Genomic DNA, 26991 nt, shown 5'->3' on the forward strand with positions numbered 1-26991 from the left:
CGGTGCCCGCCCTGGCGTGAGAGACATGAGCGCACTCGAAGCGGGGGCGAGTCCACTTGAGCACTGGGCGCGGACCCCTGGCGGGCCGGTGGGCGCATGGTGGGCGGAGCCGAGGCCGCACCCGACGCGGGGCGTCCGCCCCGCACTCGACACCTCGCGACCCATCACTTTTGTTATGGAGCCATTGGACGATTCGCGTGGCGATTGTGCGGCCCCTACCGACGTAGTGCGGACCGTAACCGTGTCGTACCCGGTATCCCGACACGTCACCCGATGGCGGGGGTTCGACCTGTCGACGGCGCTGGATCGATCGCACTAGCAGTCTCCAACCAAATGGATCCTCTCGTACGGGTTCCTGTCGAGGGTCACCTCGGTCCGCCTTCGGTATCGCCGAGGTAATCGCTCGCTGACGGGCCCTGCAGACGAGTACCTGCTGGATAACTACGTCTCTACTCCGCTACCTCGCACCTATGATCGAGTGTACGAACTGCGAGACGGCCCAGTTCCTCCAGATCGTCCGGAGTCGGGTCTACTTCGAAGACGGGGAGGTGATCAACGAACTATCGGAACGCTACGAGTGTACGCTCTGTAACGCGACCGGAACCTACGCGCGGACCGACGACAACGACGTCGAGGTCAGTGGCGACATAACCGTGACCACGGAGCGCCCGAAGTACGCCTGACCCCGGAGGAACCGTACGCTCGTCGTCACCTTTCGGGTCGACCGCCTCGAAGGTACTCGATTGGTCTGTGTGGTACTGCCGTGTGGAGACCGTGACGGGCCGCCGAGGTTCTGCTGTTCGGTTTCGTCACTGATCCAGTGGTGTGCGGTCTCGTCGATGGCCGACGCCGATTCAATTCGACCCGTCCGTTTCGTCGGCCCCAGTTGGCGAATCGGGGGACGGGTTCGCCGGCGGGACACGCTGTGGCATCGTCCGGTGTCGCGGGCGACCCTCGTCCGTGTACTGTCGGCGGGCGACCGCGTTGGCCCGTTTGGCACCGTCCCACTCTTCGAGCATCCCGTAGGCGTTCATCGTCTCCATTCCGGCGATCGCCGCCGAGAGGCTGATTCCGACGAGCGGCACGTCGGCGACGCTCACGACGACGTCTGCCCTGAGAACGGCGCCGTCGCGGAGCAGGACGTCGACCAGGTCGACCAGCCCTTCGTCCGTCGGTTCCACGATCAGGGCCCCTCCGTCTCGTCGTCAGCGCCGTCGAACGAGGGGACGAACGAGTACGGTGGCCAGGGACCGGTGAACCGGACGGTGATCCCCTCCCGGTCGGCGACCGTATCGAGGATGGATCCGACGTCGTCGACGGCGTCGTCGGTCGCGAGCAGGGCGAACCGGCAGACGGGTTCGCCGGTTTCACCGTCTTCGTCAGCTGCGGTGCCTTCGCCGGGTGACTGGCCGCTCTCCGCGTCGGAACCGTTCCTCGCGTCTCCGAGCGTGACCGACGGCCGTCTGTCGAGCACTTCCAGTCGCGAGACGAGGCCGTCGATCCGCTCGCGAACGCTGCTCGCCAGCCGACGATCACGCTCGCGGCGCCGTTCCGACAGTTTCCCCTCGTACTGCTTTTCCAGGAGGTGGGCGGTCCCCTCGGTGGCGTCGTCGATCCGGTTCCGGAGGTCGGCCAGTTCGCCGTCGGTCGCCTCGAACTCGTCAGCGGGTATCGGCTCCGTTCGGCGAACCTCGATGCGGTACTCGTTCGCACCAGCGACGTCGTCCAGAACGGTTCGGAGCGCGTCCCGTTCGGCCGCGAGCCACTCGGCGACGGCATCGTCGCCCCCACGGACGATGGTGTCGAACTGGAACGGGATCGGCGTCCCGAACGTCTCGGTGGCCTCGTCCACGACTCGCTGGTGCTGGACGAGCCACTGCCGGACGATTCTGGGGTCGGCCGCGTCGTAGAGCGCGTCGCACCGGTGAACGATCGCCCCGAGCGTGGAACCACCGTCGGCATCGGCGACCACGGTGACGGGTTCGTCGTCGACGCCCGTCACCTGCAACTCGTCGTCCGTGTCACCGAGCGAGACCACGCTGTAGAGGTACCGGCCATCGGTGAGGTCGGGGCGACCGTCTTCGGCCGCAGCAAAACCGGCGGGTGCGTCGTCGGTCACGGCTGTTCACCTCTCACGGCCGCTCACCTCCCGGGAACTGCCCCGGAGTATCCCCGTCTCCGAACTCGACGTCGCCGAGGCGCTGGATCGCGTCTCCGACGAGACCGTCGAGTTCGCCCCGAACGCGATCGACGTCGTCGGTGATCTCCTGATCTGCCTCGATCTCCGCGATCTGGTCCTCGATGGCCGCGAGCTGTCGCCCGAGTCGGTCGACCTCCTCGTCGGTGAGTCGTCCGGACTCCATGCGCCTGACGGCCTCCCGCTCCAGCGCTTCGACGAGTATCTCGACGACGGCGAGGACGAGCGTGAGGAGGCCGTCAGCCGCCGAGTCGCCGTCGACGTCGATTCGCGTCATGCTGAACCCTCTACGGTCATTTAGATTCCCCCACGGTCATTCTGGGTCCTCCTCGGCCGCGTCCGCGTCGGCCGTTTCGAACTCGTCCAGCGTCCGGGAGTCGCCGGTCGGCCGCTCGCCTTCCGCGGCCTCGTCCTCGGCGGTGACGTTGACGCCGCGGGTCGCGTCGATCGGGACGTTCGGACGGTCTCCCTCGGCCAGTTCCGGCTCGTCGACCGCCTTCGCGAGACGGTCCATGTCCGTCCCTTCGGGGAACGCGAGGCCGTACTTCGCGGCCGTCTCGAAGGACGCGATGGCCGCCCGCACCTGCACGCCGAGCAGTTCCGTGTCGCCGATCGAGACGGCGATGTCCGCGTTGATGACGACGCCCTTGTCGAGCAGGAGCTCCAGGACGTCGGCCAGGTCGGCCTGCTGGCGGCTCGGCTGGAAGTCGGTCATCAGTCGTACCCCCGCTTCTCGCGTTCGCGGCGGAACCGGTCGCCGTAGATGTGCGTTCTCGTCGGCCCGTCAGAGTGGCGGACCGTCCGTGGCATGGTCGCGTAGTTCGGTACCGAGGCGACGTCGCTTCGCGTCGTTGGGATGGTCGAGGCGGCCGTCGGATTTCGCGAGTGCGGCGAGCGGTCCTGCTGGCGCATCTTCTCGCGGTTCGCCTCGACGATCCGCTCGAATGTCCCGTGCGTCTTCAACAGCGCCTCGCGGAACGCGTCGACGCCCTCGATCGCCTGCTGCTGGATCACCGCCTGGTACTCGGAGGCGTCTCCGTCCGCGATATCGACGTCTCGTTTCAGCTCGTCGGCGGCGGTGTCGGCGACGTCGTCCATATCCGTCTCGATCAGGTCGCCCTCGGCCAGGTCGCCGGCGACGTCGTCCAGCACTCCGTCCCCACCGCCGAGCAGTCCCGTATCGTCGTCCCCGCCGCCGAGGACACCGCCGAGCGCCCCACCGGTATCCTCGTCGTCGAGTTCGTTCGTCGCCGACTCGATCGCGCGTTTCGACTCCCAGACGTCGGTCACGTCCATCGCGCCAAGCGTCCGACCGAGATCGATCGCCCGGATCACCTGTCTGAGTTGCACGACGGTCGCGTCGTCGCCGCGTAACGCGTCCGGGATCTCTCCCAGCTCGATCGCCTCGCGAACGGTGGCACCGTCTATCGCGTCCGGAAGCTCGGAGACGTCGATCGCGTCGAGCAGCTTCTCGGCCTCTCGAAGTATCGTGACGATCGCCTCGACGTCCGTGCCGATGGCGTCGCTGTCGTTCGCGCCGTCGGCGTCGCCCAGATCGTCGGCGACATCGGTCGCCAGCGATTCGAGCGTCGATTCGACGGCAGTCAGTCGGTCGGTGAAATCATCTGTCATGGGTGGATCACTTCGTCTTCGCCGGTCCCGCTTCGGTCACGTCGGCATCCAGGTACGTCACCGCTTCACCTCGACACGACCGCTAGAGAGCCAGTCGCGTACCTCCTCGGCCACGTCGAGTTCGGCCTCGAGAGCCGCTCGATTTCGCTCGTACTCCTCGCGCGAGCGCTCGCCGAGTTCGAAGAGGAGGCGATTCTCCGCGATGTCGTCCTGGATCTCCTCGACGTCGTAGAGTTCGTCGAGCGCGGTCGCGTGGAGGGCGTTCGCGATACTGACGATCGGCCGAAACAGCAGGTCGTCGACGACGATCATCCCTGTGCCCCGATTGTGACGTCCACGAAGCTGTACGGCGCGAAGGGGCCGGTGTAGCGGACGATGGCGTCCCCGTGGCGCTCTTCCAGCCGGCCGACGGCCCCGTCGAAGGCGTCGCGGTCGTCGCGGTCGACGAGGTAGGAGCGGTTGACGACGAGTCGGTCGCTGAACAGCCGGTTTCGCGCGACGTCGCGGGCGATCGGATCGAGTTCCGCGTCGACCGTTTCGCGGATGGCGTCTTCGTCGATCGAGTCGTTCGGCGGCGTGACGACGGAGACGCCGAGTTCCTCCGCCCCCTCTATCTGGCGCAAACTTTGGGTCAACGCGGATGTTGCTCCCTCGAGTACGTTCGTCACCGTCTCTTCGTTCCGGAAGATCATGCCGTAGCGCATGGGGACGACTGTACGCCCGCCGTCGGCAGTCATCACCTCCCGCAACACCTCGTCGTGGCGGCGAACGTTCTCGTCGGAGCGCTCGGGATCGGCCGACGTGACGTCCGAGACCAGCGCGGCGATCGAGCCGTTCTCGATCGGGTAGACGCGATCGCCGTCGCCAACCCCGTCCACCGCCAATACGATCGCCTCGTCGACGTCGACGACGCCGTAAGCGTACGGGCGACTCACTCGGGTCCACCTCCACGCCCCGGTCGTCGGCACCCGTCGGTGCGCCAGCGGAACCGTCTGTCAGACCCGGGTGGTCTGCCGAACCGTCGACTGTGTCTGGCGATTCGATCCGATCTTGTGGGTGGTCTCGGTGTCTTCATGACTCGACTTCGCCTCTCCTCGCGTGGACGCCGCCGACCGATCGGCTGCCCGCTCCGTCGTCCCACGTCACCAGTCGCGTATCGCTCTGGACGACCTCCCAGTCCCGGGCGTCGGTACCCGTCAGCGTGCTGGACGTCCCGGTTCCGGTCGTCGATCGAGAGCGCTTCGGTCGGCACCTGTGCGTCACGGGCGGACTCCAACGTGACGGCCCCTTACCATACTGCTTGCACCGGCCACGTCAACGATGATACGTCGGCCTGCGGGACTACGGATGCATGGCATCACCACAACGACGGCCGGACTCCTCGAGTCTCGCGGAGGTTCTCGACCGGATCCTCGACAAAGGTGTCGTCATCGACGTCTGGGCGAGAGTCTCGGTCGTGGGGATCGAACTCCTCACTGTCGAGGCCCGCGTCGTCGTGGCGTCCGTCGATACGTTCCTGCACTACGCCCACGAGATGGCCAAGATCGAGCGAGCCACCGCCGACGGTGAACTGTCGGACCTGGAGGAACTCGACATCGAACGGCGACCCGAATCGTCGCCGGTGTCAGCGGAGACGTCCTGATCGCTCGAATCGGGTGTGAGCAATGGCACAGACCGTCGCGTCCGACGATCGATGCATCGCACTCACCGCGGCCGGTGAGCGGTGCTCGCGTTCGGCCGGCGAGAACGAGTTCTGCTACCAGCACGACGAGAGTGATCCAACTGTGAGCGAGGCCGAGACGACGGAGGACGAATCGACCGACGACCAGTCAGGCGCATCCGACGCCGACCCCGAGATGGACGAGATCGAGGTGACGGCGGACGTCGACGACGAACGAATCGAGGGGATCCTCTCGATCCGACAGACGGTCAAATCGACCGCAGGCGACCTCGTCGGTCACCCCTTCGACGGCGTTTCCGAGATCTCCGCCGCGGAGGAGGGCTGGAGCGCCGTCGTCGAGGTCGTCGAACGCCGGTCCGTTCCGGACACCCAGGACGTCATCGGCCGATACCGAATCGAACTCGACGAGGAGGGGACGGTGGAGGGGTACCGTCGCATCGACCGGTATCGTCGCGGTGACACGGCATCCTTCGAACCGACGCAGTAGGATATCGCGTATCGGCGATGCATCCGTGACCGCCACAGCCGAGTCCCGCCACGCCACCGGGCGTGTCGGTGCGTGCTCGACCCGGTCCGAAAGCTGCCGCGACGTCGCGGACGAGGTCCGATCGGAACACTCACGTCGACGCTTCCACGTCGTTTCCCCTGTGACGATCGTTCACGGAACGCCGGTGTCCGGACTCGCGGTCGACGACGAGACGCGGTGTGCCCACTACCGGACGTCGCGGGACGTCGTCGCGCTTCGATTCGGGTGCTGTGAGTCGTACTACGCGTGTCACGCCTGCCACGACGCCGTCGCGGACCACGACGCTCGCGTCTGGCCCCGATCGCGGTTCGACGAACCGGCCGTCCTGTGTGGCTCCTGCGGCGAGACGATGACGCCGGAAACCTACTTCGACGCCGGCCACGCCTGTCCGGCGTGTGACTCGCCGTTCAACCCCGGCTGTCTGGCTCACCGGGATCGTTACTTCGAGTCCCGGTGAGTCATCGCCACGCGACGTGGTCGATCCGAACGATGGATCCGGGTGAGACGCTCAATCGTCACTGTAGACGGCGACCGGTCCGTCGCCCGTCCGCTCGGTCGCCGATCCGGTATCGGTCCGTTCGTCGAGCGCATCCGCGACGCCCGGTGCCAGCGTGTTGACGACAGCGCGGCCGTCCCGGTGTCGTTCGACCAGGCCGTCGTCTTCGAGGGCGGACAGGTGGTGAGAGACGGTACTCGGATCGACGTCGAGCGCGTCGGCGATTCGACCGTTGGGCGCTTCGTCCAGCTCCGCGAGGACGGTTAGCACGCCGGCCTTCGCGGGTTCGTCGAGCGCGGCGGCGAGCTCGACGGCCTCGGAACGCACCGGATAGAATCTCCGTTTGCCGTGTTGCTTTCTGGCCTCGACGAGGCCCTCGTCTTCGAGGACCGAGAGGTGGTGTCTGATCGTCGAGAGTGAGACCTCGACGCTCGCGTCGAGGGCAGAGAGGTACCGGCCGGGCTCGGCCTCGATGCGTTCGTAGAGATTGCGGCGGGTGTCGTGTTCGAGCGGGTCCGAACCGTCGTAGCGGCTGTACCGGAGCACGCCGAGCGGGAGCTTGTACGCGAGGCCGGAGACGCCGCCGAGGAGTCGCAGAAGGGTGCCGAGAGTCCGACCGACGAGTCTACTCGTCGCCCCCGCCGACCCGCCTGCGGTAGCCCCAGTGGCGCCCGCCGCAGCGCCGGCCGTCGCTCCACTGCCTGCCGCGCCGGCACCCCCGAGGAGTGTCAGGCCCCCGAGCGCGCCGACGAGCCCCGCATCGACGGTGTCACCTGGTCCGTTCCCGGACCCAGCGGACACGGGGCCGCTGCTACCATTGCTGTCGCCGGTTTCAGTCGGCTCTTCCCCGATCGTTGCTGGGTCGATACCCGCCTGTACCGACGCGTTTGCCGGTCCGGTTTCGACGTCGAGTCGCGCCCGGGACGATCCGTTCACGCGCACGGCGGCGCCACCGCCGGGGCGAAGCACGCCTCCGATCACCGAGGCGGTGTCGTCGATCTCGCCTTCGATCGGCGAGTCGTCGACGATGCTGTCGACCTCGAGCGGGTCGGTACCGTCGGTATCGGTGTCCGGTTCGGACGCAAACTCGTCGTCGACGGGGTCGAGTTCGCCAGCCGCTCCGGTATCTCCCTCGTCGTCCGTGGCGTTTCGGAGGTCCTCGACTGGATCGGTCAGGCGTTCGTCCGTTGCAGCCGGTTCGCCGTCCGCCTCGGTGGACCAGTCGACGGTATCTACTGACACCGTCGACGGGCCAGCCCCAGCCGCGGTCGCACCGCCGGTGGCGAACGCCAGCAAGAGCACTGCTCCCGCCACGAACACGGCTCGAGACGATACGGAGACTGGCATATCGGTCGGGTCCGACGCCAGTCTTCGTAATATGCTTTCTCTTTCGGGTTGGCTTGGTCGAGTGCGAACGGTGTCTCATCCGCCATCGTCTGCTCAGCTGTCGTCGGTATCACAGTCGTCGGCTTCGCCGGTGGAGACGGCAAACGGGGCGGGTTCGTCGGTCCAGGGCCAGCCCGGGAGTCGGGTCTGGAACCCGGCGGCCAGCGCGGCGTCCAGGTCGTCGAGGCCGGCGGCTTCCCCGTCTTCGCCGTGGACAGAGACGTCCGCGTAGTGAAACGTCGCTTCGGCGAGTGTTCGGCGGGGTTGCGTGCCGGCGAGCATCGCGGCGAGTTCGCGACCGAGGAGTTCGTCGACGACGAACCCGGGATAGTCCGCCTCGACGTCGAGGTCGCGGAGGAGTGAGACGAGGGCCGCGACGTTCACGGCCAGGTCGCCGTCGGCGAAGACGTCGTCGACGGCGGATCGATACTGCTCGGGCGTGATCGGTGCGACGTCGGCGTCGAACTCGTCCCCGAGCGCATCGCGGACGTCGTTGATGAGGGGGACGATGGGGGTCGATCGGTTCAGTATCCAGTCGCGTTCGGCTTCGACGCGGGTCGGTGTGAGCTTCATAGTGCTTCTTTGCGTGTGCGTGGCCCTGACGTTTGCGAAGGCTTTTATAGCGTGGATTGAGTATCTTCGGGTAAGCGGGTTCTCGCTGGAGTCCTCCCGTGCTGTCCGGACGAACCCGGTGAGCGTCTTCGTCGCCCGATCGACGATCGTGACACGATGAGCAGAACCGACCCGACTGACGTGGCCGACGCCGCGTCGGCGATCCTGTGTCCCGTTGCACTCGACGGGGGTGCGAGCGGCGACGTACCGGTGCGACGCCATCGACTGCGGCCTGGCGTCGCGTTCCGTCTCTCCGGCGAACCGACCACCTGCGATTATGAGTACTGTAGAGCAGCAACTCGACGATTTGAAAGCAACGATCACCAGCGAACTGCCGAGCGACATCTCGGTGTCGTCGGTGAAGTACGAAGGACCGGAGCTGGTCGTGTACACCCACGATCCCAAGAAGTTCGCCCAGCAGGGCGATCTCGTCCGGAAACTCGCGAGTAAACTCAGAAAGCGAATCACCGTCCGGCCGGATCCGAGCGTCCTCTCCCGACCGGAGGAGGCTCGCGAGCAGATCATGGACGTGATCCCGGACGACGCCGGCGTCGAGGACCTGGACTTCCACGCCGACACCGGCGAAGTCGTCATCGAGGCGGCCAAACCGGGGATGGTGATCGGGCGCCACGGATCGACGCTCCGAGAGATCACCAAGACCGTCGGCTGGACGCCGGAAGTCGTCCGGACGCCGCCGATCGAGTCCTCGACGGTGTCGAACGTGCGGAACTTCCTCAAGCACGAACGCGACGAGCGCCGCGACGTTCTCGAACGCGTCGGCCGACAGATCCACCGCGAGGAGATGTCCGACGACGAATACGTCCGCATCTCGACGCTCGGGTGCTGTCGCGAGGTCGGCCGCGCGTCGTTCATCCTCTCGACACCCGAGACGCGGATTCTCATCGACTGTGGCGACAAACCGGGTGCGGAGGGTGAGGTGCCGTACCTCCACGCGCCGGAGGCGCTCGGCGCCGGTCCGCAGACGATCGACGCCGTGGTACTCACCCACGCCCACCTCGACCACTCCGCGCTCATCCCGCTCCTCTTCAAGTACGGCTACGACGGGCCGATCTACTGTACGGAGCCCACGCGCGACCTCATGGGACTGCTCACCCTCGACTACCTCGACGTCGCGGCCAAGGAAGGGCGAACGCCGCCGTACGAGTCCGAGCAGGTCCGCGAGGCTATCAAACACACCATCCCGCTCGAGTACGGGGACGTAACAGACATCGCGCCCGACGTCAAACTGACCTTCCACAATGCCGGGCACATCCTCGGCTCGGCCGTCTCGCACTTCCACATCGGCGACGGGCTCTACAACGTCGCGTTCTCCGGCGACATCCACTACACCGACACGCGCCTGTTCAACGGCGCGGTCAACGACTTCCCGCGCGTCGAGACGCTCGTCCTGGAATCCACCTACGGCGGCCGGAACGACTACCAGACCGACCAGGAGGATTCCGAACGCAAACTGACGGAGGTCATCAACGCCGCCTACGATCGCGGCGGTAAAGTCGTCATCCCGGCGTTCGCCGTCGGGCGCTCTCAGGAGATCATGCTCGTCTTAGAAGAGGCCATGCGGGAGGGCGACATCCCGACGATGCCCGTCCACCTGGACGGGATGATCTGGGAGGCGACGGCGATCCACACGACCTACCCCGAGTACCTCCGGGACGACCTGCGCGATCGGATCTTCCACGACGACGAGAACCCCTTCCTCGCCGACCAGTTCAACCACATCGACGGCGGGGAAGAAGAGCGCCAGGACGTCGCCGACGGCGAACCGTGTATCGTCCTCTCGACGTCTGGGATGGTCACCGGTGGGCCGATCATGTCCTGGCTGGGACACATCGGACCCGATCCGGACTCCTCGCTCGTCTTCGTCGGCTACCAGGCCCAGGGGACTCTCGGCCGGCGTATCCAGAACGGCTGGGACGAGATTCCGGTCTCGGACATCGGACGCCACGACCGGGGTAGCAACGGTCGCGGCACGCTCTCGCTCAACATGCACGTCGAGACCGTCGACGGCTTCTCGGGCCACGCCGACCGCGCCGGTCTCGAGAACTTCGTCAAGACGATGAACCCGCGCCCGGAGAAGGTGCTGTGTGTCCACGGCGACGAGCGCTCCGTCCAGGACCTCTCGTCCGCGCTGTACCACGACTACAACATGCGGACCTTCGCGCCGAAGAACTTAGAGACGTTCCGCTTCCTCTAACGGCGCCAGCGGACTCGTTCGTCCCGTTTCGACTCCGATTTCGCCTCGCCGTTTGAGTCGCCTCCGAGGCGAGAGGGGTCCAGATATCGGCCACAGGCTGGTGTCCGTAACCGGTGAGTGGTCGTCCGTCTGTACGAGAGCCCATCCCCTCCGACACTAAGTACTCACGCGTGGGTCGTTCCCACGATGTCCGACACCGACACTCCCTCCGAACCCCACTCGGCGTCCGGGGCGTCGACGGACCGCGACGAACTGCGTACGATCGCCTTTCGCATGCGGGAGATTCAGCGCCTGCTCAGCGTCCGGGTCGAACAAGAGAACCGGCGACTCGAGGCTGATGGCATCGATCCAGTCACCAACACGCGGTTCGTCGGGGAGTCGATCACCGACGACAGGCAGGCCGAGTGAGCGGGAATTCGACCGTCGACTGTGGTCGGTGGCTGAGGCTCGCGGGTCAGTCCGCGTCGGCCGGATCGACGACCGTCTCCTCGACGAGGTCCACGCCGATCCGGTCGCACTGGTCCGCGAGTGGACACGCTTCGGGGCCGTCCAGACACGCCGGTTTGCGAGCGGTGCAGTACTCCCGTCCGAACTGGATCATGGCTGTGTGGCCGAAGCCGCACTTTGCGCCCGGGATCGCCGTCTCCAGGGCTTCACGAACGCCCTCGTGGTCCGCGTCGGCCGGGGCGATGCCGAGTCGCCGACCGATCCGGTGGACGTGTGTATCGACGGGGAAGACGCCCTCGCGACCGCCGGCGAACAGCAGGACGCAGTCGGCCGTCTTGGGACCGACTCCGTGGACCGAGAGTAACTCCTCTCTGACCGTGCCCGGATCGGACGCTTTGACGTACGCATCGAAGTCTGCGGCCGTGTCGAACTCCGAACGAATCCACTCGGCCGCTTCCTGTATCATCCGAGACTTCTGGTTGTAGAGGCCGGCCGAGCTGATCGTCTCCGCGATGGCGTCCCGGTCGGCCTCGGCCAGCGCCGTCGCGAGGTCGGCCGCCGCGTTCGAGTCCGTGGACGCTGCGCCACGGCCGGAACTCGCGTCGTCCGGTCCGTACCGCTCGATCAACGCGTCGTGGGCCGGCTGGCTGGCCACGTCGCTCGTGTTCTGACTCAGGATCGTCCGGACGAGGCAGGTGAAGGCGTCCTGGCCCCCGTAGGTCTTCTGCCAGTACAGCGCCCCGAGTCGATCGACGATCCGTTCCGCGCGGGTGTCGGCCGCCCCCGGATCGAACGTCGCCTCGGGCCCGCCGCCGCCCTCGCCGCCGCTTATGTTGACGGCGGGTTCGTCCGCGCCGGACGCGTCGACCGGATCGACGTCGGACTCCTCGCTCATGTCCGACGAGAGGACCGGACCGAAGAAATGCCCTGCGGTCGCCGAATCGTCGCCGCGCACCGTCCCTGTTGTTGCGATCGGGCCCGGACCGGATCAGGAGCGACCGAGTAGCGTGGATTCACCCGCCCACCCGCCGTCGGTCGCGTCCTTCCACTCGCCGATCCCGGACGGGTCGAGGTGGACGTGTGCGTCACCGACCGCGTCCAGCGCACGTACGCCTTCGACGAGATCAGTCTCGATGTCGTGGGCCTCCCGGAGCGTGAGGTCGCCGTCGACCTCGACGTGGGCTTCGACTTCGAGAACGGTGCCGTCGTAGAAGACGACGAGATCGTGGACCCCTTCGACCGCCGGGTGGGCGCGGAGGATCTCGAGTATCTCGTCTCGGTGGTCCGCCGGAGCGCCGGCGCCGGCGAGGTAGCCGACGTTCTCGCGGGCGATCGAGACGCCCTGGTAGACGACCAGCACGCTCACGAGGCCGCCGGCGATCGGATCGAGCGGCGGGTAGCCGACCATGAGCCCGACGATGCCGACGAGCGCGGCGATCGTGGTGTAGATGTCGTTCCGGCAGTCGGCCGCGAGTGCGGCGAGCGCCGTGGAGTCGAGGTCGTGGTTGATCCGAACGGTGTACGCGTAGACGGCGTACATGAGCGCCATCGCGAACGCGAGGGCGCCGACGAGGGCGACGCTGAAGGTGGCGCTCTCCCCGGCGAGGAGTCCCTGGACGGATTCGTAGAGCAAACTTCCGCCGAGAACGACGATCGTCGCTCCGACGAACAGCGCCGTCAGGGGTTCGATCCGCGCGTGACCGTGCGGGTGGGAAGCGTCCGGATCCTCGAATCGCGTATCGCCCCAGACGAGGACGACCACGCTGGCGACCAGGTCGCCGACAGAGTGAGCGGCGTCGGCGAGCAGGGCCACGCTGCCGAACGTGAGGCCGACGATCCCTTCGACGACGATCTTCGCCGCGTTGCCGAGGACGTTCACCCAGGCCGCCCGGGCGAATCGTCGGCGGTCGTCGGCCGGTGCCATACCGACACTTGCCTCACGCTAGCCTTCAGTGTTGTCGTCTTCGACAGTTAGGGTCACCTGGACGTCTGCGCCGTCGGCCAGCGCGTCCACGAGTGCCCGGTCGACGTCGGTCGCGGCGGCGTCGGCCTCGAGCATGACCGTGCGATCGTCGACGTAGTCGCTGGTTCTGCCCACGGCGCTTCGTTCGCTCTCGAAGGTCAGCCGCGGATCCCCTCGACCGGTGACCGTCCTCTCGTGGTCGCCGACGGTGACGACCATCGTGATCGTCGCGCTCGTGTCCTGGCACGCGGCGACGAACGCCGGGTCGAAGTCTGCGGGTGCGCGGTCTGCCTCGATCGCGAGAATGCAGTCGCCGGCGGGCGTGAGAAAGTCGTCGGTCGTCACCTCGAACGTGCTAGCGTGCGTGGCGGAGACGTTCTCGTGACCGCGCGCGTCGATTCGTTCTGTGCGGTGTTCGGCGGCCGAGTCAGGTGATTCACTCACGTACACTGAGGCGACTCGCTCGCTGAAAACGGGTTCGATGCTGGCCGACCGTCGACGAGCCAGTTCGAACCGGCGTCCGGGTCAAACCGTACAGGCGCCGAGCCAGCCCGAACCGGCGGTGAGAGACGATCGGTCGAGCGGCCTCAGACCAGACTCGCGCCGTCGAAGTCGCCACGTCGATAGTCGACGTCCATGAGGTCTAAGATCGTGGGCGCGATGTCGAAGAGGTCGACGTCGTCGATCTCGACGTCGGGATCGTCGACGTACAGCGACGTGTCGTCGAAGCTGTGCATTCCGTTACGGGGCCCGGTGTCGAAGACCGGTCCCTCCCCGCTGAAGCCGGACTTCAGGTCGAATCCCTTGGTCGGAATCGCAACCAGGTCTGGTGCGATCTCGTCGTGGTCGCCTCGGAAGGCGGTCTCCTTCTCGACGACGCGATCCACCACGGGGGTGCCGTCTGGCCCCTCTAGCGACCGAAGCAGCTCGGCGAGTTCGTCACGGACCTGTTCGTAGTCGTCGGGTGAAACCGACCCGCGAGGTTCGCGCCCCTCCAGGTTGAGGTAGAATCGGCCCGGGATGAACGAGTACGCGCGCGTCTCGTCGGCGATGTCGTCGAGTTCTTCGGGGTCGTCCGTCCGATAGGAGAGCCACCCCTCCTCGGCGAGCCACTGGTTGCAGTGAACCTCGTAGTCGAGGGTCGTAAAGCCGTGATCGGAGGCCACGATGAGGGTGACGTCGTCGGGGAGCATGTCGCGAAGCCGGCCGACGTACTCGTCGACGGCGCGGTAGAACTCGAAGAACGCGTCGGCGTACTCCCCGTCGCGCTCGTAGTCTTCGAAGAGGAAGTGGTTCACGCGATCGGTCGTCATGAAGACGCCCATGAAGAGGTCCCAGTCGTCCTCCTGGACGTAGTGGGCGAACGCGTCGAATCGGGCATCGAGCGTCTCGTGGGCGTCCTCGATGAAGTCGGTCTTGTCGTCGTCGTGGCCGAGTTTCGGATCGACGTCGATGCGATAGCCGGACGACGCGAGCTCGTCCCCGACCGATTCCGGGTGCGAAGCGGACTCCAGGTCTGGTGAGAGAAACCCCGACACCATTCGCTGGACGTTTCGCTGTGGGGGGAACGTCACCGGAACGTTGAGCACGGTCGCCTGTCGTCCGGCGTCGGTGACGCGGTCCCAGATGCGGGTTGCCTGGACGTCCTGTCCCATCGGCACGTACGTCTCGTACGTTCCGACCTCGCGGTCCTGAAACCCGTAGACGCCCGTCGACCCCGGGTTGACACCCGTCGTCAACGCGGGCCAGCAGGCGCTCGACTCGGGCGGCACGATACTCGAGATCTCGCCCGCGCTCCCCTCGTCCGCGAGTGCGGCAACGTTGGGGAACGCCTCTGGATTCTCGGCGAGGAGACTGTACGGCACGCCGTCGACGCCGATGAACGCGACACGGGGGTCGTCCTCCCCCCGCAACCGGTCGAAGAGACCCATGGGTGCCCGTAGCCTAACCGGATACAAGAAGGTTCGTCTTCGGACACTGTTTTCGAGAATCGCGAGCGGGAACGCCGCGAGAGATATCCGCCGCAGTCGCCGACCGTGCCCGCCGCAGTCGCCGACCGTGCCCGCCGCAGTCGCCGACCGTGCCCGCCGCAGTCGCCGACCGTGCGGAGATATCGGAGCGAGTCGCCTGTGCGCTGGAGCCCCGTTACGAGTCGTCGCCCGATCCGTCGAAATTCGACGGAACGACCGTGACGTGGGCCATTCCGACCCCGTCGACCTCGGTCGCGGTTTCGGTGTCGGCCGTGTGCGCCGGTCGTGGGGACCGCTCACTGGTTGCCATACACGACTGTGTACGCACGCACCACTCAAAAGATTACCCATGCTCATAATGCATGCCGGCCAACGAGTCCATTACTCCGAAGTATGATCCGCGACCTCGTCGGCCACGGACGTCGATCGATCGGTCCGCCGCGACCGGCCCCGTGTGTACGGGCGCAGTTCGACCCAAGCGTAGCAGCCACTACGGCCGAGAGTCGAACCAACAGTGCGAGAGCCGAACCGACAGTGGGACATCTCTAAGGGGGACGACTGTGTCACCGCGAACGATGCCTTCACTTCCCCCGGAACGGGTGCCGATCGTCACTGCGATCCTCTCGACGCTCTCCGTGGCGTTCGTCTTCTCGGCGGCGGGCGGGTACGTTCCGTCGTCCGTCCTCCCCGGTGCACCGTCGGCCGTTCTCGACGCGATCCCCACCGTCAACGTCCTCGTCAGTGCCGTCGCCATCGCCACGATCGTCACTGGCTGGCGAGCGATTCGCCGCGGCCACGTCCGGTCCCACCGGCGAGCGATGCTCTCCGCAGTCGGTCTCTTCGTCACCTTCCTCACCCTGTATCTGTACCGACTGATCGTCACCGGAGGTGCCGCCGCGTTCGACGGACCCGCGGCGGTCTATCGGTTCGTGTACCTTCCGATCCTTATCGGGCACATCGGACTCGCGATCGTCTGTATCCCGCTTCTGTACTATACGATCGGCCTCGCGGCGAGCCACGACGTGGCGTCGCTTCGCGAGACGGCGCACGCGAGAGTCGGTCGCGTGGCGGCCGCGCTCTGGATCACCTCGTTTTCGCTCGGGATCGTCGTCTACCTGCTTGGCCGTGTCGTCTTCGGGTGAGGTCGGCGTCCGCATCCGGCCCGACCGACGTCCGCCGACGGCCACCTCTCGTCAGTCGTCCGCGTGCGCACGCTGGCCATCGATCACGGGCCGACTCACGTCCCGGTCGGTTGCTTCCCCGTCGATGTCGTAGGGGTACTCGGCCGTCACGCAGCCCAGACAGAGGTCGTCCCGTTCGGTTTCGAGTGCCGATGCCACGGCGTCGGTCGAGAGGTACGCGAGGCTGTCGGCGCCGATGGTCTCTGCGATCTCGTCGACCGACTTGTCGCTGGCGATCAACTCCTCGCGGGTCGCCATGTCGATGCCCATGTAACAGGGTGACACGATCGCCGGTGCGCCGATCCGCATGTGGACCTCGGTCGCACCGGCGTCTCTGAGCAGGTCGACGAGCTGGTTCGAGGTCGTCCCGCGGACGATCGAGTCGTCGATCAACGTCACTGACTTGCCCTCGACGGTACTCTTGATCGGATTGAGCTTCAAACGGACCGCACGCTCGCGTTCGTCCTGCGTGGGCATGATGAAGGTCCGACCGACGTATCGGTTCTTCATCAGCCCCTCGGCGAACTCGGGACCGTCGTCGCCGTCCTCGCGCGTGCCGCCGTCGGGTGCGGTCTCGCTTGCGGCCTCCGCGTAGCCGCTGGCGAACGCGCGACCGGAGTCCGGTACGGGCATCACGACGTCGGACTCGACCCCGCTTTCGGCCCAGAGCCTCCGACCGAGTTCGCGGCGAGCGTCGTAGACCAGCGTGTCGTCGATGGTGGAATCTGGCCGGGCGAAGTAGACGTGTTCGAAGAAGCAGTGAGCCGTCTGCTCGCGCTCGACGAGCTGGTAGGAGTCGAACCCCGATCCGTCCCGATCCAGCACGACGAGCTCCCCGGGACGGACGTCTCGGACGAGCTCACCGTCGAGCGTGTCGATCACCGCTGATTCGGAGGCGATGACGTAGCCGTCGTCGAGCGCTCCGATACACAGCGGCCGGTTGCCCTCTGGATCGCGCACACCGAGGACGACGTCGTCGTGGCAGATCGTCAGCGCGTACGAGCCGTGGATCCGGCTCATCGTGCGCTTGACCGCCCTGATGAGGTCAGATTCCAGGAGGTTTCGCGCGAGGTCGTGAGCGATCACTTCGGTGTCGCCGTCACTCGTGAACGCGTGGCCGAGACCCGCGAGCTCGTCGCGGATCTCGTCGGCGTTCACCAGGTTGCCGTTGTGCGAGAGCCCGAGTGAGCCGCTCTTGAACGAGACGGAGAAGGGCTGCGCACAGCCTTTGTCGACGCTCCCGGCCGTGGGATAGCGGACGTGACCGATCCCGGCCTCGCCGGCGAGTCCGTCTAAGTCCCCCTCGTCGAACGCGTCGCCGACCAGCCCCATCTCGACGTGACTGTGTTGCTGGAACCCGTCGTGGGTGACGATCCCGGCGGATTCCTGCCCCCGATGCTGGAGCGCGTACAGCGCGTAGTACAGCGGTCGTGCCGCCGATCGGCCGTCGAGAGAGACTCCGACGACGCCACACTTCTCCGTCGGTCCGTTTCGGAGGGGTGTCTCGCCCCGTCCGCCAGTCATGTCCTTCGCTTGGGTTCCCAGCAGATAAAAGACTCCGTATTTTCCTCGCGCGCCTGTCGGGGAGCGGACCTGGTTCGATCAGCGGGCGGATTCCGCGTGAGGCCAGCCGACATCGCATCGATGCTCGTCGGCGCCGTCGCATCGAACTCGACGTGCTCATCGAGTCGTGCGCCGTCGGCGTTCGGCGGTACCCCGACCCACTCTGGAGAACGGGCACCGTCTAGCGATGTTGAGAGCCGATCTCTCACTCTCACTCTCACTCTCTCTCTCGACAGCGTACCGACTATCGGTGTACTCTAAACACGGGTGTCGAGGGGTTCCCGGTCGAACAACTGCGTGCAGAAACGGGTGGCGTCAGGGTCGTCTGTGGTCAGTTGTCGCCGGCTTTGCCTTCCCAGGCGTACTCGCGCCGTTTCGCCGACTTGCCGAAGCCGCACGCGGAGCACTTTTTCTTCTTCACGTGGTAGGATGCCTCGCCGCAGCGGCGACACGTCACGTGAACCGTCTTGTTCTTCTTGCCCTGACTCGGGGTTCCTGAACCAGTCATGGATTGATCGACACGACGTTATCGCCGCGTATAATCGTTGTGTCTTGTGCCGATCCGCCGTCTCCCTCGGGGTCGTCGCGGGCGCTTCCAGCGGAAGACGCGTCGCGCGCTCCCTGGAGGACGAGGTTCATGTGTTGATCGTAGCCCGAGAGTTCGCCGACGTACTCCTCACCGGTCTTCAGGTGGACGTGAACCCGGTCGCCGAGCGAGGCTTCGAGGACGTCCAGCGGTCGTCCGCTCATACCCATGTCGCCTGTCACCGCGCACTTAACGATACCGATCGGTTCGACACCCGATCAGGGGAACCGAGGCAGTCAGGACTCCGCCTGTTGGGTCATCGACGGGTCACTTGCGGTGGTCCCCTGGGACGGAGACGGAACCTGTGAACCCAGGCGTGCGTCGTCGCGGTAGCGCTGCGATCGGTCGGCACGCTGCTGGCGACGTCGTCGCGTCCATCAGAGCTGCGTCCCACACTGGGGACAGTACGAACCGTCCCGAGGTACGTCAGTACCGCAACTGGGACACGAGTCGCCCGATCCGGACCCGGACGATCCCCTGGATTCCGTCGCATAGTCGTCGAAGTCCCCCGTGAAGATTCGCGTTTCGGAGCCGGTCGGTTCCGGACCATCTTCCGAACCGGTGTCGGCTGCGGCGTCTGTCGACGCGTCGGTCTGGTCGGTCGGGGGGTCCGACGAACTGGAATCGACCTCGGCACCTGCGCTCGCACCACCGTCGTCGGTCTCCGACGACCGGCGGGCGCGATTCGAAGACGAGCCGGTGTCGACCGACCGATCGGTGTCGCCCGACGTGCCCGACCCGCCCCCACGAAACGCTGATCGAACCGGCCCATCGGTCCGATCGGTGGCGTGATCCGCCTCACCAGCGTGCGGACTGGAAGGCGGCGGCGCGACCGTCGGCTCGCTTCGAGTTGACGAACGGCGTGCTAGCGACCGGATGCGTTCGTCTGCGACCCGGACGAGACCGAACAGCGATCGATCTGCCGTGGCCGGGAGCGAGAATCGACGCGCGTCCAGGTCGAACCCGTCGGTTCGGATCGAGCCCACGTAGAGGGTGGCGACGACGACGGGGGACAGAGCGAGGAGTACCGGTTCGAGCGGGACGCCGACGGTCGACAGTCCGGAGACGACGCGGTGTCCCGCCTCGTTCACTCCAACGTCGAGTATTTCACCGGTTACCAGCGTGACGAGTGCGAGGACGGCCGGGAGCGAGGCGATCGCCCCCACGCGGACGCCCGTTCGCCTGTCGTGATCGAGCATCGAGTAGACGGCGATCGCCCGAAAGGCGAGAGCGTGTGCGCTCACGATTCCGATCAGAGCCAGCCACCAGGGCGGTGACAGTGGCTCGAACCGACCGGCCGCGACGACGATGGCGCCGACGAAGGCGACGAAGGGGACCGCACAGATGACGAGCGGATCGAGGGAACTGAACGTCCGGTCGAAGTATCGGTGATACCCACGTATCAGCCATCCGCCGAGCGTGCCCAGGGCCACGATCAGCACGACAGTCCCGACGATCCCGACCACTGACCCGACCGCCTGCCCGGCACCGAATCCACTGGCCACGAGATCGATTCCCGCCAGCAGGCCGCCGCACATCAGTAGCGCGAAGAAGATCGCCAGAAACGAAAGCGGGACGAGTGCCACCTCGTAGAAGATGAGGACTGCGTGCGACACGAGTGCCCGTCGTGGAACCTCCATCACGGATTACATACGACTTCTCACGTATATACTTTCGTGAGTGGTAGTGAGTTGAAGTGTCACTGGCACCCTGACGAAGACAGTGATCTGCGAGCGCACGAAAACCGAGTGCAAGGGGTTCGGGGAGTTGACCGCAGTGATGCTGTCTGTTCGTGGGCACGGTTCGCTGTGCAGACTGGCGCCCGGCGTGGCGCCGGCTCGACCCGACAGCAGCGAGGTGACCGACTGACCCGACACCGCGTTGCGGTTTCGATTCTGCCGCCCGGTCGGGGACGGAGGAGTGTCGGTCTCCGATCGTGTCGACGACACAGAATGCGAGAACCCCGCCCCACAATATAAAACGAATCGACAATACTTTTTTCTATAGTGACTGTGAACGTCTCGACCTACTATGTCAGACCAATCAGAACTGGTGTGTGTCTCCTGTGACACCTCGTTCGATCCGACACCGAACGGTGGATTCTGCCCGGACTGCGATACACCGCACCCCGACTTCGAGGCCGAGTCAGACGAGGAGCCGACCGACGAGGGCGCGGACGACTCCGAATCGACGGACGCCGAGACGACCGAAGACGAGATCTCGGAGTGGGCCTCGGACGCCGTGTCGTACTGTCCGGACTGTGGGGCCGACATCGCGGCGGCAGTGGCCGACGCTGGCGACGAAACCGACGGCGACGTCGATGCGTGCCCGGATTGCGGCCGTTCGGTGACGGACGAATCGTACTGTCCGGACTGCGGGACCGATCTGGACGCGGTTCGAGACGACGCGTCCGACGACGAGTCCGACACGGACGAGCCAGCGACCGACGAGGGGTCGGATTCGGAGGCGGGTTCCGACGATTCGACGGACGAACAATCCGATGCGGCTGGGGACGAAGACTCCGATGGGCCGACTGACGACGAGGACGACTCCGACGCCGAACCTGCATCCGTGACCCTCACCTTCGAGGGTGAGTCGCACAGTTTCGGCGACGGCGACACGTTCGGCCGACAGGACGAAGACTGGCTCGAAGCGCTCGTCGAGGCGAGCGGTGGCTCCGACGACGTCGCGTACATCTCGAGCGACCATCTGACGTTCTCCGTCGACGACGACGGCGTCTACGTGGAGGATACCAGTCGCAACGGGACGAAGCTGAACGGAACCGATCTCGACGGCGACGAAGCGGAACTCGATGACGGAGACACGCTCGAACTCGCCGAACGTGCGGAGATAACCGTAGAACTGTAGGACTCCGAAGCGATCGGGTCCTGGGACGGTCGGGTGCTGAGACGTCAGCGGTCGCTCGTATCGAACGGGCGGATCTCGCTGCCCGGTCTCCGTCGCGTCGGTCGAACTACGCCAGCGGATGCTTCACGTATCGCTGGTGTCACACCAACTGAACGCTCCGAAAAAGTTATCCGACTATCCTGCCACGATATACCAGTCACAATGACGACGAGTATTTCGACGAAGGTCAACCGACCGTACCTCCCCGAGGACGGCGGTGGCATAACGTGTGAGTTGCTCATCGAACCGGACGCCCGGGACGAGGCGACACAGCGTCACATCGCACTCTGCGTCGACAGCAGCGGGTCGATGGCCTACAGCAAGATGGACCAGGTTCAGGACGCGACGAAACTCGTCTTCGGCCTGCTCAACGACGACGACTACCTGAGCATCATCACGTTCGACAACGAGGTCGACGTCGTGATGAACGCCACGCGCTGGGGTGATATCGAGCGCGAGGAGGCCGAGGATCTCCTCGAGAACATCGAGACCGGCGGCGGGACCGACATCTACGCCGGGCTCGAGGAGGCGCGGAAGTCGCTGATCGAACTCGACGAGGGCGAAGACATCTCGAAACGCATCCTGTTGCTTTCGGACGGTCGTGACCTTCGGGCGAAGCCCCCGGATTTCGAACCGCTCGCGAAGGCGATCGCCGACGCCGGCATCTCGGTCTACTCCGCCGGGATCGGGACGAACTACGGCAAGGAGGTCATTCGAACGGTCGGCGAACACTCACAGGGTCGCTGGGCACACGTCGAGAAACCGACGGACATCAGATCGTTCTTCGGCGACGTGGTCCAGGAGGCCTCGACGGTGCTCGCGAACAACCCGGAGTTGATCCTCGATCCGATCGACGGTTGCGAGGTCGGGATGGCGTTCCGCCGACTCCCCCAGGTGCAGAAGGTCGACGTCGAGACGGCCGACGACGGGAGCGTCGTGATCGGTCTTCCGGACCTTCAGGACCGGGAGCGACAGGAGGTCGTCCTCAAGATGGACGTGCCGCCGGGGACCGTCGGCGACGAACGGGTCGTCGCGTCCGTCGAACTCGACTCGGAGACCGTCGACGCCTCGACGGACCTCGCCGTGACCTACTCGGACGACGCCCAGGAACTCTCCCAGCACGAGACCGAAGTTACGCTCGCGTACCACGATACCGACCTTCGCACGCGCATCGCCCACGCGGATTCCTCCGACGATCTCGAGGAAGTCAAAGCCAAGATCGACGAGACGGAGGTCATCACGGGCGAGACGGAGATCGCCGACGTCCTGCGCGAGAACGTCACTCGCATCGAGCAGGGTGACGAGAGCGAAGCTCGTAAGGTCCAGGAGAACACCACCGTCGTCTTCGACGACAGTCAGTACAATTGATCCGACTCGCCGGATCACGCGTCCACAAACAATTCCGACATCATGTCTGATCCATCCGCTGGAGACGTACTCGCCGGCCGGTACGAACTCGAATCGGAAATCGGCCGCGGCGGCTTCGGAGTCGTCTGGCGCGCCCGCGATACGTCGACCGATTCCCCGGTCGCGCTCAAGTATCCGAACTACGAGGGAAGCGCCCCTGCGGAGATGGTTGATAAGTACTTCGACCGCGAGCGGGAGGTCCTCTCCGATATCCGGGCGGCCGGCGGCCACCCCCACATCATGGCGTACCACGGTCTCGAGGACGGATTCGGCACGTCCGTCCTCGTCGTCGAACTGATCGAGGGTGACGAACTCGGAGCGGTCGTCAGGAACGACGATCCGATCACGGATCCCGACGAGGTTCGCGAGATCGGAATCGGAGTCTGCGACGCCCTCTCGTTCCTGCACGACCACGACATCATCTACCGCGACCTCAAACCCGACAACATCATGCTCGACGGCTCGTACGAGCCGAAGCTCATCGACTTCACGACGGCGAAGGGGTTCGTCGACGAGGTCGGTGGTGCCGAGTTCACGAGCGGGACCCACTCCCACCCGGGGGCGAGCTCCGAGGGGGATTCGACGGTTCCCGGGGAGTTCAAACCACCCGAACTGAATCGTGGTTCGGACCAGCGCCAGGGCCCCTGGAGCGACGTCTACTCGATCGGCAAGATCCTCTGCTTTCTCCAGGTGGGGTGGGTCCCCGACGACGACGGCGTGGCGCCGATCGACTTCGGTGTCGAAAGCGCGGACTACCTGGACGAGATCGTCCGGACGGCGACCCAGCACGACCAGACGGACCGGTATCCGAACGCGTCGGTTCTGAAACGAGCGCTGGAGACGCGCGACTCGACGATGCCGGCCCAGGCGTCGCTCACGTGGCTGGGGCGGGACACGCGCTGGCGGATCAGTCCCGGTGATACGATCGGCCGAAAGACGCGGGACGGCCCGCGTCCGTCTATCATGTTCGACGACGACACACACCGGGCGCTCTCGGCCGTCCACTGCCGGTTCGATACCGACGCAGACGGGAACTGGACAGTGATCGACACGAGCCTCAACGGCACGTACATCAGCAAGCACGACGAGCGATCCTGGGATCGCCTCCTCTCCGAGACCGGTCAGCAACGCCAGCGGGAGAAGGGCGAATCGGTGCCGTCAGACCTGGCGGCAGAACGGACGCTGTCTGACGGTGACGTCGTCGCCCTCGTCAGTCCGAGCTATCCCGAACGATTCTACGTCCAATTCAACACCTAACGGAGATCATGGAACACGCGAGCACGGTAGACATCGGTAGACGAAAGCGGAACGCGAACGGTATCAACGAAGACAGCGTCGCGACGGCCGTCTTCGAGAATCACCACCGTGGAACGGGTCGATCGGTCGGGGTGTTCGTGCTCGGTGACGGCGTCGGCGGCGAGGCCAGCGGTGACGTCGCCTCGTTCTTGACGACGACCATCGTCAGAGCCCACCTGTCGAACGCAGTACTCGGCGACGGAACCGACCACCCCGACCGGTTCGACATCGGCGCGTACGACGACACACCCCCGACGGTCGAGGAGTCATCGGCGCTCTCCGAAGAGGGCGTCCGTCGTGCCATCCAGACGGGGATCGACGAGGCACACTCGCACGTACAGGAGTACGCCAGAGACGTCGGTGAACGGCCGGCGACGACCGTCGTGGCCGCCGTCTACGCGGACGGCCAACTCCACTACGGGTGGGCCGGCGACAGTCGACTGTACGTCGTCAACCGGGAACACGGCACGATCGAACAGCTGACGCGGGACCACGCGGTCACGAACGACCTCATGGCCCAGGGAGAGATCGAAGACGAAGAACACGCCCGGGTTCACGAGGACGCGACCGCTATCACGAACGCGGTCGGCGGTTCGGGTCACGGTAAGCCGACCGTCGACGTCCAGTTCGGCTCCGCGCCCGTCTATCGCGAGGACGTCCTCCTGCTCACCAGCGACGGGCTGATCGACGCCTATCCGAACGTCGCACCGCTGCGGGCCGCCTACGAAGCCGCGGACGACACCGAACCCGTCCGGGCCGATATCCGGGAGACGCTCGTGACCGACGACGAGATTCGCGACTTCGTCCTCCAGGCTGACGACCTAGGTGCAGCCGTCGAGGCACTCGTCGACTTCGCCAACGAGCGTGGTGGCAAGGACAACCTCTCGATCGCGCTCGCGACGGATCCGGATGCGGCCGCGACACCGGCCGACCTGTCGCCACGCGGCCAGGGCGAGTCGCCCGAACTCGTCGATCGGGAGACCCAGATCGAATCACCGCCAGATCCGGACGGAGAAGACGCCTCGAGCACGACGGGTGCGGGCGCCGGCACAACCGAGAATCTCGACACAGTGACAGAAGCCGCCGATTCCAACACGGAATCAGAGCGCGTACCGGCCGAGAACGTCGTCCGCCTCTGTGAGGGCGATCCGCCGACCGTCGCGGTCGCCGTGATCGGCGAGGACCGCGTCTTCGAGGTCGGTGACGGGGTGACGATCGGGCGTGTCACGGACTCGGCCGACGACCGCCCCGATATCGGTCTCGACGTCGGCGGCGACGGGATCGTCGAACCGTTACACACGACGATCCGGTACGACGAGGCCGCAGACGAGTGGCGCGTCTACGATTCGAGTTCGTCGGGCACGTACGTCGAGACAGACCCTGGCGAGTGGCTGTTGCTCCTCTCCGAGGAGGGGGTCGAACTCCACCGCGAGCTCGGATTCGATCCGGGAGCCGCAACCGAGGAGTCCATCACCGACTCGACGGTGTTAGCCGACGGGACCGCCTTCACCCTGCAAGATCCCCGCGACGACGAGACGGTGACGTTCCAGTTCTTCCGGAACGTTTCGGACGCACAAGATCCCGATAACCGAACGGAGGAGACGGGTGAATCGACGTTCGAGCGCTTTCTCGTGTGACCGTCCCCGTGGATTGTTCCCGTGGCCGGGTCGGCTCACACCTCCCGCCGGACGTGGGTGGCGATGAGTGACGACGGAGCGCCGGATCGCATCGTCGGCGATCGCTACCGACTCGAGGACCGACTGGCGGCTGGTGGACTGTCGACGGTCTGGCGCGGAACGGATCTAGAGCGCGAGTGGCCGGTGGCGATCAAGGTCGAGCGGGACGGGACGAACGAGCCCGCTCAGGTCACACGACACTTCGAGCGGGAGTGTCACTGGATTAGTCACTTCGCGGACGCACCGACGCCAGCGTCGCTCGTTCAGTTCGTCGATGCATCGATAGACGGTGCGGACCGATACGTCGTCTCTGAGTTGATTCGCGGCGGCGCACTCGCCGATCGGATCGTCGAGGGTGCGACGCCGGGCGTAGACACCGTCGCGTCCCTGGGCCGACCGATCTGTCGAGCCCTGGCGTTCTTACACGACAACGGTGTCGCACATCTCGATCTGAAGCCCGCGAACGTGCTGTGTCGTCGACGCGGCCCACCCGCCGTTATCGACCTCAACTCGGCGGTGAGGGTCGGCGATGGCTCGTCGCCGCTCTTCCATCACGATCCGTACAAACCGCCGGAACTGTCGCCGACGGACGCACAGGACGAGCCGGCTGGCCCACACTCGGACGTGTACTCACTCGGCGTCCTCCTGTACGTTCTGCTGGCCGGTTCTGTTTCGGGCTGTGACGGCACGAAGCTGGCCGACTGGGCGCCGATCGATCCGTGGTCACGCGGGATCGAGTGTGCGGCCGACCTCGCGACGGTCGTCAGGCGGGCGACGGAACCCCTCCCATCGGACCGGTACGAAGACGCGAGGGTCCTCCTCGACGCTCTGGAATCCGTGCTCGACGGTTCCGCCCGGATGGCGACGCTCACGGCCGAGTCGACCGGAGTGAGAATCGGCGTCCGTCCGGGCGAGTGCGTGGGACGATTCGACCCCGCCGGTGAGATACCGGCGATCGTCCTTCCGGACGAGGACGGATACCTCTCACCCACGCACGCCCGAATCGACCGGACTCACGAGGGGTGGATCCTCGTCGATCGGAGCCTCAACGGAACCTACGTGGAGCGTGACGGTGAGTGGCGCTACGTGTGTTCTCGCGACGGTCTCGAACGGCGACGATCGGCTGGCGAGGCCGTACCGGACACTCGGCCGGCAGACCGCGTTCGACTCACCGACGGTAGTCGTATCGCGCCGGTGCGTCCCGACTCCGGTCCGGTCCTCAGGTTCGAGTGCTGACCGGTTCGTTCGGT

At 65.9% G+C, this 26991-nt stretch carries 29 protein-coding genes and 1 pseudogene; 12 read left to right on the forward strand and 18 right to left on the reverse strand.

Features of this window, described 5'->3' with window-relative positions; translation table 11 throughout:
- Positions 1–470 precede the first annotated feature (470 nt).
- A complete protein-coding gene (locus NO366_RS12130; protein ID WP_256531052.1) occupies positions 471–683 on the forward strand; it encodes a hypothetical protein in 213 nt (70 codons plus the stop codon).
- A gap of 171 nt (positions 684–854) precedes the next feature.
- Here NO366_RS12130 and gvpM read toward each other — a convergent pair whose 3' ends face one another.
- The 7 genes and pseudogenes from gvpM to NO366_RS12165 all read right to left on the reverse strand — a co-directional run bounded on the left by gvpM (position 855) and on the right by NO366_RS12165 (position 4764).
- A complete protein-coding gene (gene gvpM, locus NO366_RS12135) occupies positions 855–1181 on the reverse strand; it encodes a gas vesicle protein GvpM (RefSeq protein ID WP_256531053.1) in 327 nt (108 codons plus the stop codon).
- A gap of 2 nt (positions 1182–1183) precedes the next feature.
- A complete protein-coding gene (gene gvpL / locus NO366_RS12140; protein WP_256531054.1) occupies positions 1184–2119 on the reverse strand; it encodes a gas vesicle protein GvpL in 936 nt (311 codons plus the stop codon).
- Positions 2120–2132: 13 nt separating this feature from the next.
- The gene (locus tag NO366_RS12145; RefSeq protein ID WP_256531055.1) at positions 2133–2474 is read right to left on the reverse strand and encodes a gas vesicle protein K; all 342 of its coding nucleotides are present in this window, start codon (positions 2472–2474) and stop codon (positions 2133–2135) included.
- A 39-nt stretch (positions 2475–2513) separates the two neighbouring features.
- A pseudogene (gene gvpJ, locus NO366_RS12150) lies at positions 2514–2912 on the reverse strand (gas vesicle protein GvpJ); the annotation flags it as partial.
- On the reverse strand, positions 2912–3829 hold the full coding sequence (locus NO366_RS12155; protein WP_256531057.1) for a hypothetical protein: 918 nt from the start codon (positions 3827–3829) through the stop codon (positions 2912–2914). The pseudogene gvpJ and the gene NO366_RS12155, both read right to left, overlap by 1 nt.
- A 57-nt stretch (positions 3830–3886) precedes the next feature.
- Positions 3887–4141: a gas vesicle protein GvpG gene (gene gvpG / locus NO366_RS12160; RefSeq protein WP_256531058.1), complete on the reverse strand. Its 255-nt coding sequence runs from the start codon at positions 4139–4141 to the stop codon at positions 3887–3889.
- Entirely contained in the window at positions 4138–4764 is a 627-nt protein-coding gene (locus tag NO366_RS12165) for a GvpL/GvpF family gas vesicle protein (protein WP_256531059.1), read from the reverse strand. The genes gvpG and NO366_RS12165 overlap by 4 nt, the downstream gene beginning before the upstream one ends.
- Before the next feature lie 416 nt (positions 4765–5180).
- Here NO366_RS12165 and gvpA point away from each other — a divergent pair, with 416 nt between their 5' ends.
- From gvpA to NO366_RS12180, 3 genes are all read left to right on the forward strand, one after another.
- A complete protein-coding gene (gene gvpA / locus NO366_RS12170) occupies positions 5181–5471 on the forward strand; it encodes a gas vesicle protein GvpA (protein ID WP_256531060.1) in 291 nt (96 codons plus the stop codon).
- 22 nt (positions 5472–5493) lie between these two features.
- Positions 5494–5997, forward strand: a complete 504-nt coding sequence (gvpO, locus tag NO366_RS12175; protein ID WP_256531061.1) for a gas vesicle protein GvpO, halophile-type — start codon at positions 5494–5496, stop codon at positions 5995–5997.
- A gap of 160 nt (positions 5998–6157) precedes the next feature.
- Positions 6158–6493 (forward strand): CHY zinc finger protein, encoded by a 336-nt coding sequence (locus NO366_RS12180; protein ID WP_256531062.1) that lies wholly within the window; start codon positions 6158–6160, stop codon positions 6491–6493.
- A gap of 51 nt (positions 6494–6544) precedes the next feature.
- Here NO366_RS12180 and NO366_RS12185 read toward each other — a convergent pair whose 3' ends face one another.
- Both NO366_RS12185 and NO366_RS12190 read right to left on the reverse strand, forming a co-directional pair.
- Positions 6545–7879 (reverse strand): winged helix-turn-helix transcriptional regulator, encoded by a 1335-nt coding sequence (locus tag NO366_RS12185; RefSeq protein WP_256531063.1) that lies wholly within the window; start codon positions 7877–7879, stop codon positions 6545–6547.
- Between the two features lie 93 nt (positions 7880–7972).
- Positions 7973–8491 (reverse strand): DUF7984 family protein, encoded by a 519-nt coding sequence (locus NO366_RS12190; protein ID WP_256531064.1) that lies wholly within the window; start codon positions 8489–8491, stop codon positions 7973–7975.
- 316 nt (positions 8492–8807) lie between these two features.
- Here NO366_RS12190 and NO366_RS12195 point away from each other — a divergent pair, with 316 nt between their 5' ends.
- Both NO366_RS12195 and NO366_RS12200 read left to right on the forward strand, forming a co-directional pair.
- Positions 8808–10745 carry a beta-CASP ribonuclease aCPSF1 gene (locus tag NO366_RS12195; RefSeq protein WP_256531065.1) on the forward strand — a complete coding sequence of 646 codons (1938 nt, stop codon included), beginning with the start codon at positions 8808–8810 and terminating at the stop codon, positions 10743–10745.
- A gap of 186 nt (positions 10746–10931) precedes the next feature.
- The gene (locus tag NO366_RS12200; RefSeq protein WP_256531066.1) at positions 10932–11153 is read left to right on the forward strand and encodes a hypothetical protein; all 222 of its coding nucleotides are present in this window, start codon (positions 10932–10934) and stop codon (positions 11151–11153) included.
- A 46-nt stretch (positions 11154–11199) separates the two neighbouring features.
- On the opposite strand, the gene NO366_RS12205 is transcribed toward NO366_RS12200, so the two are convergent.
- The 5 genes from NO366_RS12205 to NO366_RS12225 form a co-directional block, all read right to left on the reverse strand.
- The gene (locus tag NO366_RS12205; RefSeq protein WP_256531067.1) at positions 11200–12087 is read right to left on the reverse strand and encodes an endonuclease III domain-containing protein; all 888 of its coding nucleotides are present in this window, start codon (positions 12085–12087) and stop codon (positions 11200–11202) included.
- 93 nt (positions 12088–12180) lie between these two features.
- Entirely contained in the window at positions 12181–13116 is a 936-nt protein-coding gene (locus NO366_RS12210; protein WP_256531068.1) for a cation diffusion facilitator family transporter, read from the reverse strand.
- 18 nt (positions 13117–13134) lie between these two features.
- Positions 13135–13605 carry a DUF371 domain-containing protein gene (locus NO366_RS12215; protein WP_382274308.1) on the reverse strand — a complete coding sequence of 157 codons (471 nt, stop codon included), beginning with the start codon at positions 13603–13605 and terminating at the stop codon, positions 13135–13137.
- 137 nt (positions 13606–13742) lie between these two features.
- Positions 13743–15086 (reverse strand): alkaline phosphatase family protein, encoded by a 1344-nt coding sequence (locus NO366_RS12220; protein WP_256531070.1) that lies wholly within the window; start codon positions 15084–15086, stop codon positions 13743–13745.
- Between the two features lie 214 nt (positions 15087–15300).
- A complete protein-coding gene (locus tag NO366_RS12225) occupies positions 15301–15435 on the reverse strand; it encodes a hypothetical protein (RefSeq protein WP_256531071.1) in 135 nt (44 codons plus the stop codon).
- A 265-nt stretch (positions 15436–15700) separates the two neighbouring features.
- Between NO366_RS12225 and NO366_RS12230 the strand changes: the two genes are divergently transcribed.
- On the forward strand, positions 15701–16267 hold the full coding sequence (locus NO366_RS12230) for a DUF420 domain-containing protein (protein ID WP_256531072.1): 567 nt from the start codon (positions 15701–15703) through the stop codon (positions 16265–16267).
- A gap of 51 nt (positions 16268–16318) precedes the next feature.
- Here the strand turns inward: NO366_RS12230 and purF are convergent, their stop codons facing one another.
- The 4 genes from purF to NO366_RS12250 form a co-directional block, all read right to left on the reverse strand.
- Positions 16319–17830, reverse strand: a complete 1512-nt coding sequence (gene purF / locus NO366_RS12235) for an amidophosphoribosyltransferase (protein ID WP_256531073.1) — start codon at positions 17828–17830, stop codon at positions 16319–16321.
- A 370-nt stretch (positions 17831–18200) separates the two neighbouring features.
- Positions 18201–18377, reverse strand: coding sequence for a 50S ribosomal protein L37e (locus NO366_RS12240; protein WP_256531074.1), 177 nt, complete (start codon positions 18375–18377; stop codon positions 18201–18203).
- Entirely contained in the window at positions 18374–18619 is a 246-nt protein-coding gene (locus NO366_RS12245) for an LSM domain-containing protein (protein WP_256531075.1), read from the reverse strand. Before NO366_RS12245 ends, NO366_RS12240 begins: the two co-directional genes overlap by 4 nt.
- A gap of 213 nt (positions 18620–18832) precedes the next feature.
- Positions 18833–20095 (reverse strand): DUF1129 domain-containing protein, encoded by a 1263-nt coding sequence (locus tag NO366_RS12250; protein ID WP_256531076.1) that lies wholly within the window; start codon positions 20093–20095, stop codon positions 18833–18835.
- A 391-nt stretch (positions 20096–20486) separates the two neighbouring features.
- Between NO366_RS12250 and NO366_RS12255 the strand changes: the two genes are divergently transcribed.
- The 5 genes from NO366_RS12255 to NO366_RS12275 all read left to right on the forward strand — a co-directional run bounded on the left by NO366_RS12255 (position 20487) and on the right by NO366_RS12275 (position 26977).
- Positions 20487–21323 carry an FHA domain-containing protein gene (locus tag NO366_RS12255; RefSeq protein WP_256531077.1) on the forward strand — a complete coding sequence of 279 codons (837 nt, stop codon included), beginning with the start codon at positions 20487–20489 and terminating at the stop codon, positions 21321–21323.
- 33 nt (positions 21324–21356) lie between these two features.
- Positions 21357–22730, forward strand: a complete 1374-nt coding sequence (locus tag NO366_RS12260) for a vWA domain-containing protein (protein WP_256531078.1) — start codon at positions 21357–21359, stop codon at positions 22728–22730.
- A 42-nt stretch (positions 22731–22772) separates the two neighbouring features.
- Complete coding sequence (locus NO366_RS12265; RefSeq protein WP_256531079.1) at positions 22773–24026, forward strand: serine/threonine protein kinase; 1254 nt, start codon at positions 22773–22775, stop codon at positions 24024–24026.
- A gap of 8 nt (positions 24027–24034) precedes the next feature.
- Entirely contained in the window at positions 24035–25702 is a 1668-nt protein-coding gene (locus tag NO366_RS12270; RefSeq protein WP_256531080.1) for a PP2C family protein-serine/threonine phosphatase, read from the forward strand.
- A 63-nt stretch (positions 25703–25765) separates the two neighbouring features.
- Complete coding sequence (locus tag NO366_RS12275; RefSeq protein ID WP_256531081.1) at positions 25766–26977, forward strand: serine/threonine-protein kinase; 1212 nt, start codon at positions 25766–25768, stop codon at positions 26975–26977.
- The last annotated feature ends 14 nt before the right edge of the window (positions 26978–26991 follow it).

The sequence above is a fragment of the Halovivax cerinus genome, assembly GCF_024498195.1.
GTDB classification, from domain to species: Archaea; Halobacteriota; Halobacteria; order Halobacteriales; family Natrialbaceae; genus Halovivax; species Halovivax cerinus.

Excerpts from the sequence above, each read along its gene's own strand:
- NO366_RS12130 (WP_256531052.1), top strand. The coding sequence starts at position 471 with ATGATCGAGTGTACGAACTGCGAGACGGCCCAGTTCCTCCAGATCGTC.
- NO366_RS12145 (WP_256531055.1), bottom strand. The coding sequence starts at position 2,474 with ATGACGCGAATCGACGTCGACGGCGACTCGGCGGCTGACGGCCTCCTC.
- NO366_RS12155 (WP_256531057.1), bottom strand. The coding sequence starts at position 3,829 with ATGACAGATGATTTCACCGACCGACTGACTGCCGTCGAATCGACGCTC.
- gvpG (WP_256531058.1), bottom strand. The coding sequence starts at position 4,141 with ATGATCGTCGTCGACGACCTGCTGTTTCGGCCGATCGTCAGTATCGCG.
- gvpA (WP_256531060.1), top strand. The coding sequence starts at position 5,181 with ATGGCATCACCACAACGACGGCCGGACTCCTCGAGTCTCGCGGAGGTT.
- gvpO (WP_256531061.1), top strand. The coding sequence starts at position 5,494 with ATGGCACAGACCGTCGCGTCCGACGATCGATGCATCGCACTCACCGCG.
- NO366_RS12185 (WP_256531063.1), bottom strand. The coding sequence starts at position 7,879 with ATGCCAGTCTCCGTATCGTCTCGAGCCGTGTTCGTGGCGGGAGCAGTG.
- NO366_RS12190 (WP_256531064.1), bottom strand. The coding sequence starts at position 8,491 with ATGAAGCTCACACCGACCCGCGTCGAAGCCGAACGCGACTGGATACTG.
- NO366_RS12195 (WP_256531065.1), top strand. The coding sequence starts at position 8,808 with ATGAGTACTGTAGAGCAGCAACTCGACGATTTGAAAGCAACGATCACC.
- NO366_RS12200 (WP_256531066.1), top strand. The coding sequence starts at position 10,932 with ATGTCCGACACCGACACTCCCTCCGAACCCCACTCGGCGTCCGGGGCG.
- NO366_RS12205 (WP_256531067.1), bottom strand. The coding sequence starts at position 12,087 with ATGAGCGAGGAGTCCGACGTCGATCCGGTCGACGCGTCCGGCGCGGAC.
- NO366_RS12210 (WP_256531068.1), bottom strand. The coding sequence starts at position 13,116 with ATGGCACCGGCCGACGACCGCCGACGATTCGCCCGGGCGGCCTGGGTG.
- NO366_RS12220 (WP_256531070.1), bottom strand. The coding sequence starts at position 15,086 with ATGGGTCTCTTCGACCGGTTGCGGGGGGAGGACGACCCCCGTGTCGCG.
- NO366_RS12225 (WP_256531071.1), bottom strand. The coding sequence starts at position 15,435 with ATGGCAACCAGTGAGCGGTCCCCACGACCGGCGCACACGGCCGACACC.
- NO366_RS12230 (WP_256531072.1), top strand. The coding sequence starts at position 15,701 with ATGCCTTCACTTCCCCCGGAACGGGTGCCGATCGTCACTGCGATCCTC.
- purF (WP_256531073.1), bottom strand. The coding sequence starts at position 17,830 with ATGACTGGCGGACGGGGCGAGACACCCCTCCGAAACGGACCGACGGAG.
- NO366_RS12240 (WP_256531074.1), bottom strand. The coding sequence starts at position 18,377 with ATGACTGGTTCAGGAACCCCGAGTCAGGGCAAGAAGAACAAGACGGTT.
- NO366_RS12245 (WP_256531075.1), bottom strand. The coding sequence starts at position 18,619 with ATGAGCGGACGACCGCTGGACGTCCTCGAAGCCTCGCTCGGCGACCGG.
- NO366_RS12250 (WP_256531076.1), bottom strand. The coding sequence starts at position 20,095 with ATGGAGGTTCCACGACGGGCACTCGTGTCGCACGCAGTCCTCATCTTC.
- NO366_RS12255 (WP_256531077.1), top strand. The coding sequence starts at position 20,487 with ATGTCAGACCAATCAGAACTGGTGTGTGTCTCCTGTGACACCTCGTTC.
- NO366_RS12265 (WP_256531079.1), top strand. The coding sequence starts at position 22,773 with ATGTCTGATCCATCCGCTGGAGACGTACTCGCCGGCCGGTACGAACTC.
- NO366_RS12270 (WP_256531080.1), top strand. The coding sequence starts at position 24,035 with ATGGAACACGCGAGCACGGTAGACATCGGTAGACGAAAGCGGAACGCG.
- NO366_RS12275 (WP_256531081.1), top strand. The coding sequence starts at position 25,766 with ATGAGTGACGACGGAGCGCCGGATCGCATCGTCGGCGATCGCTACCGA.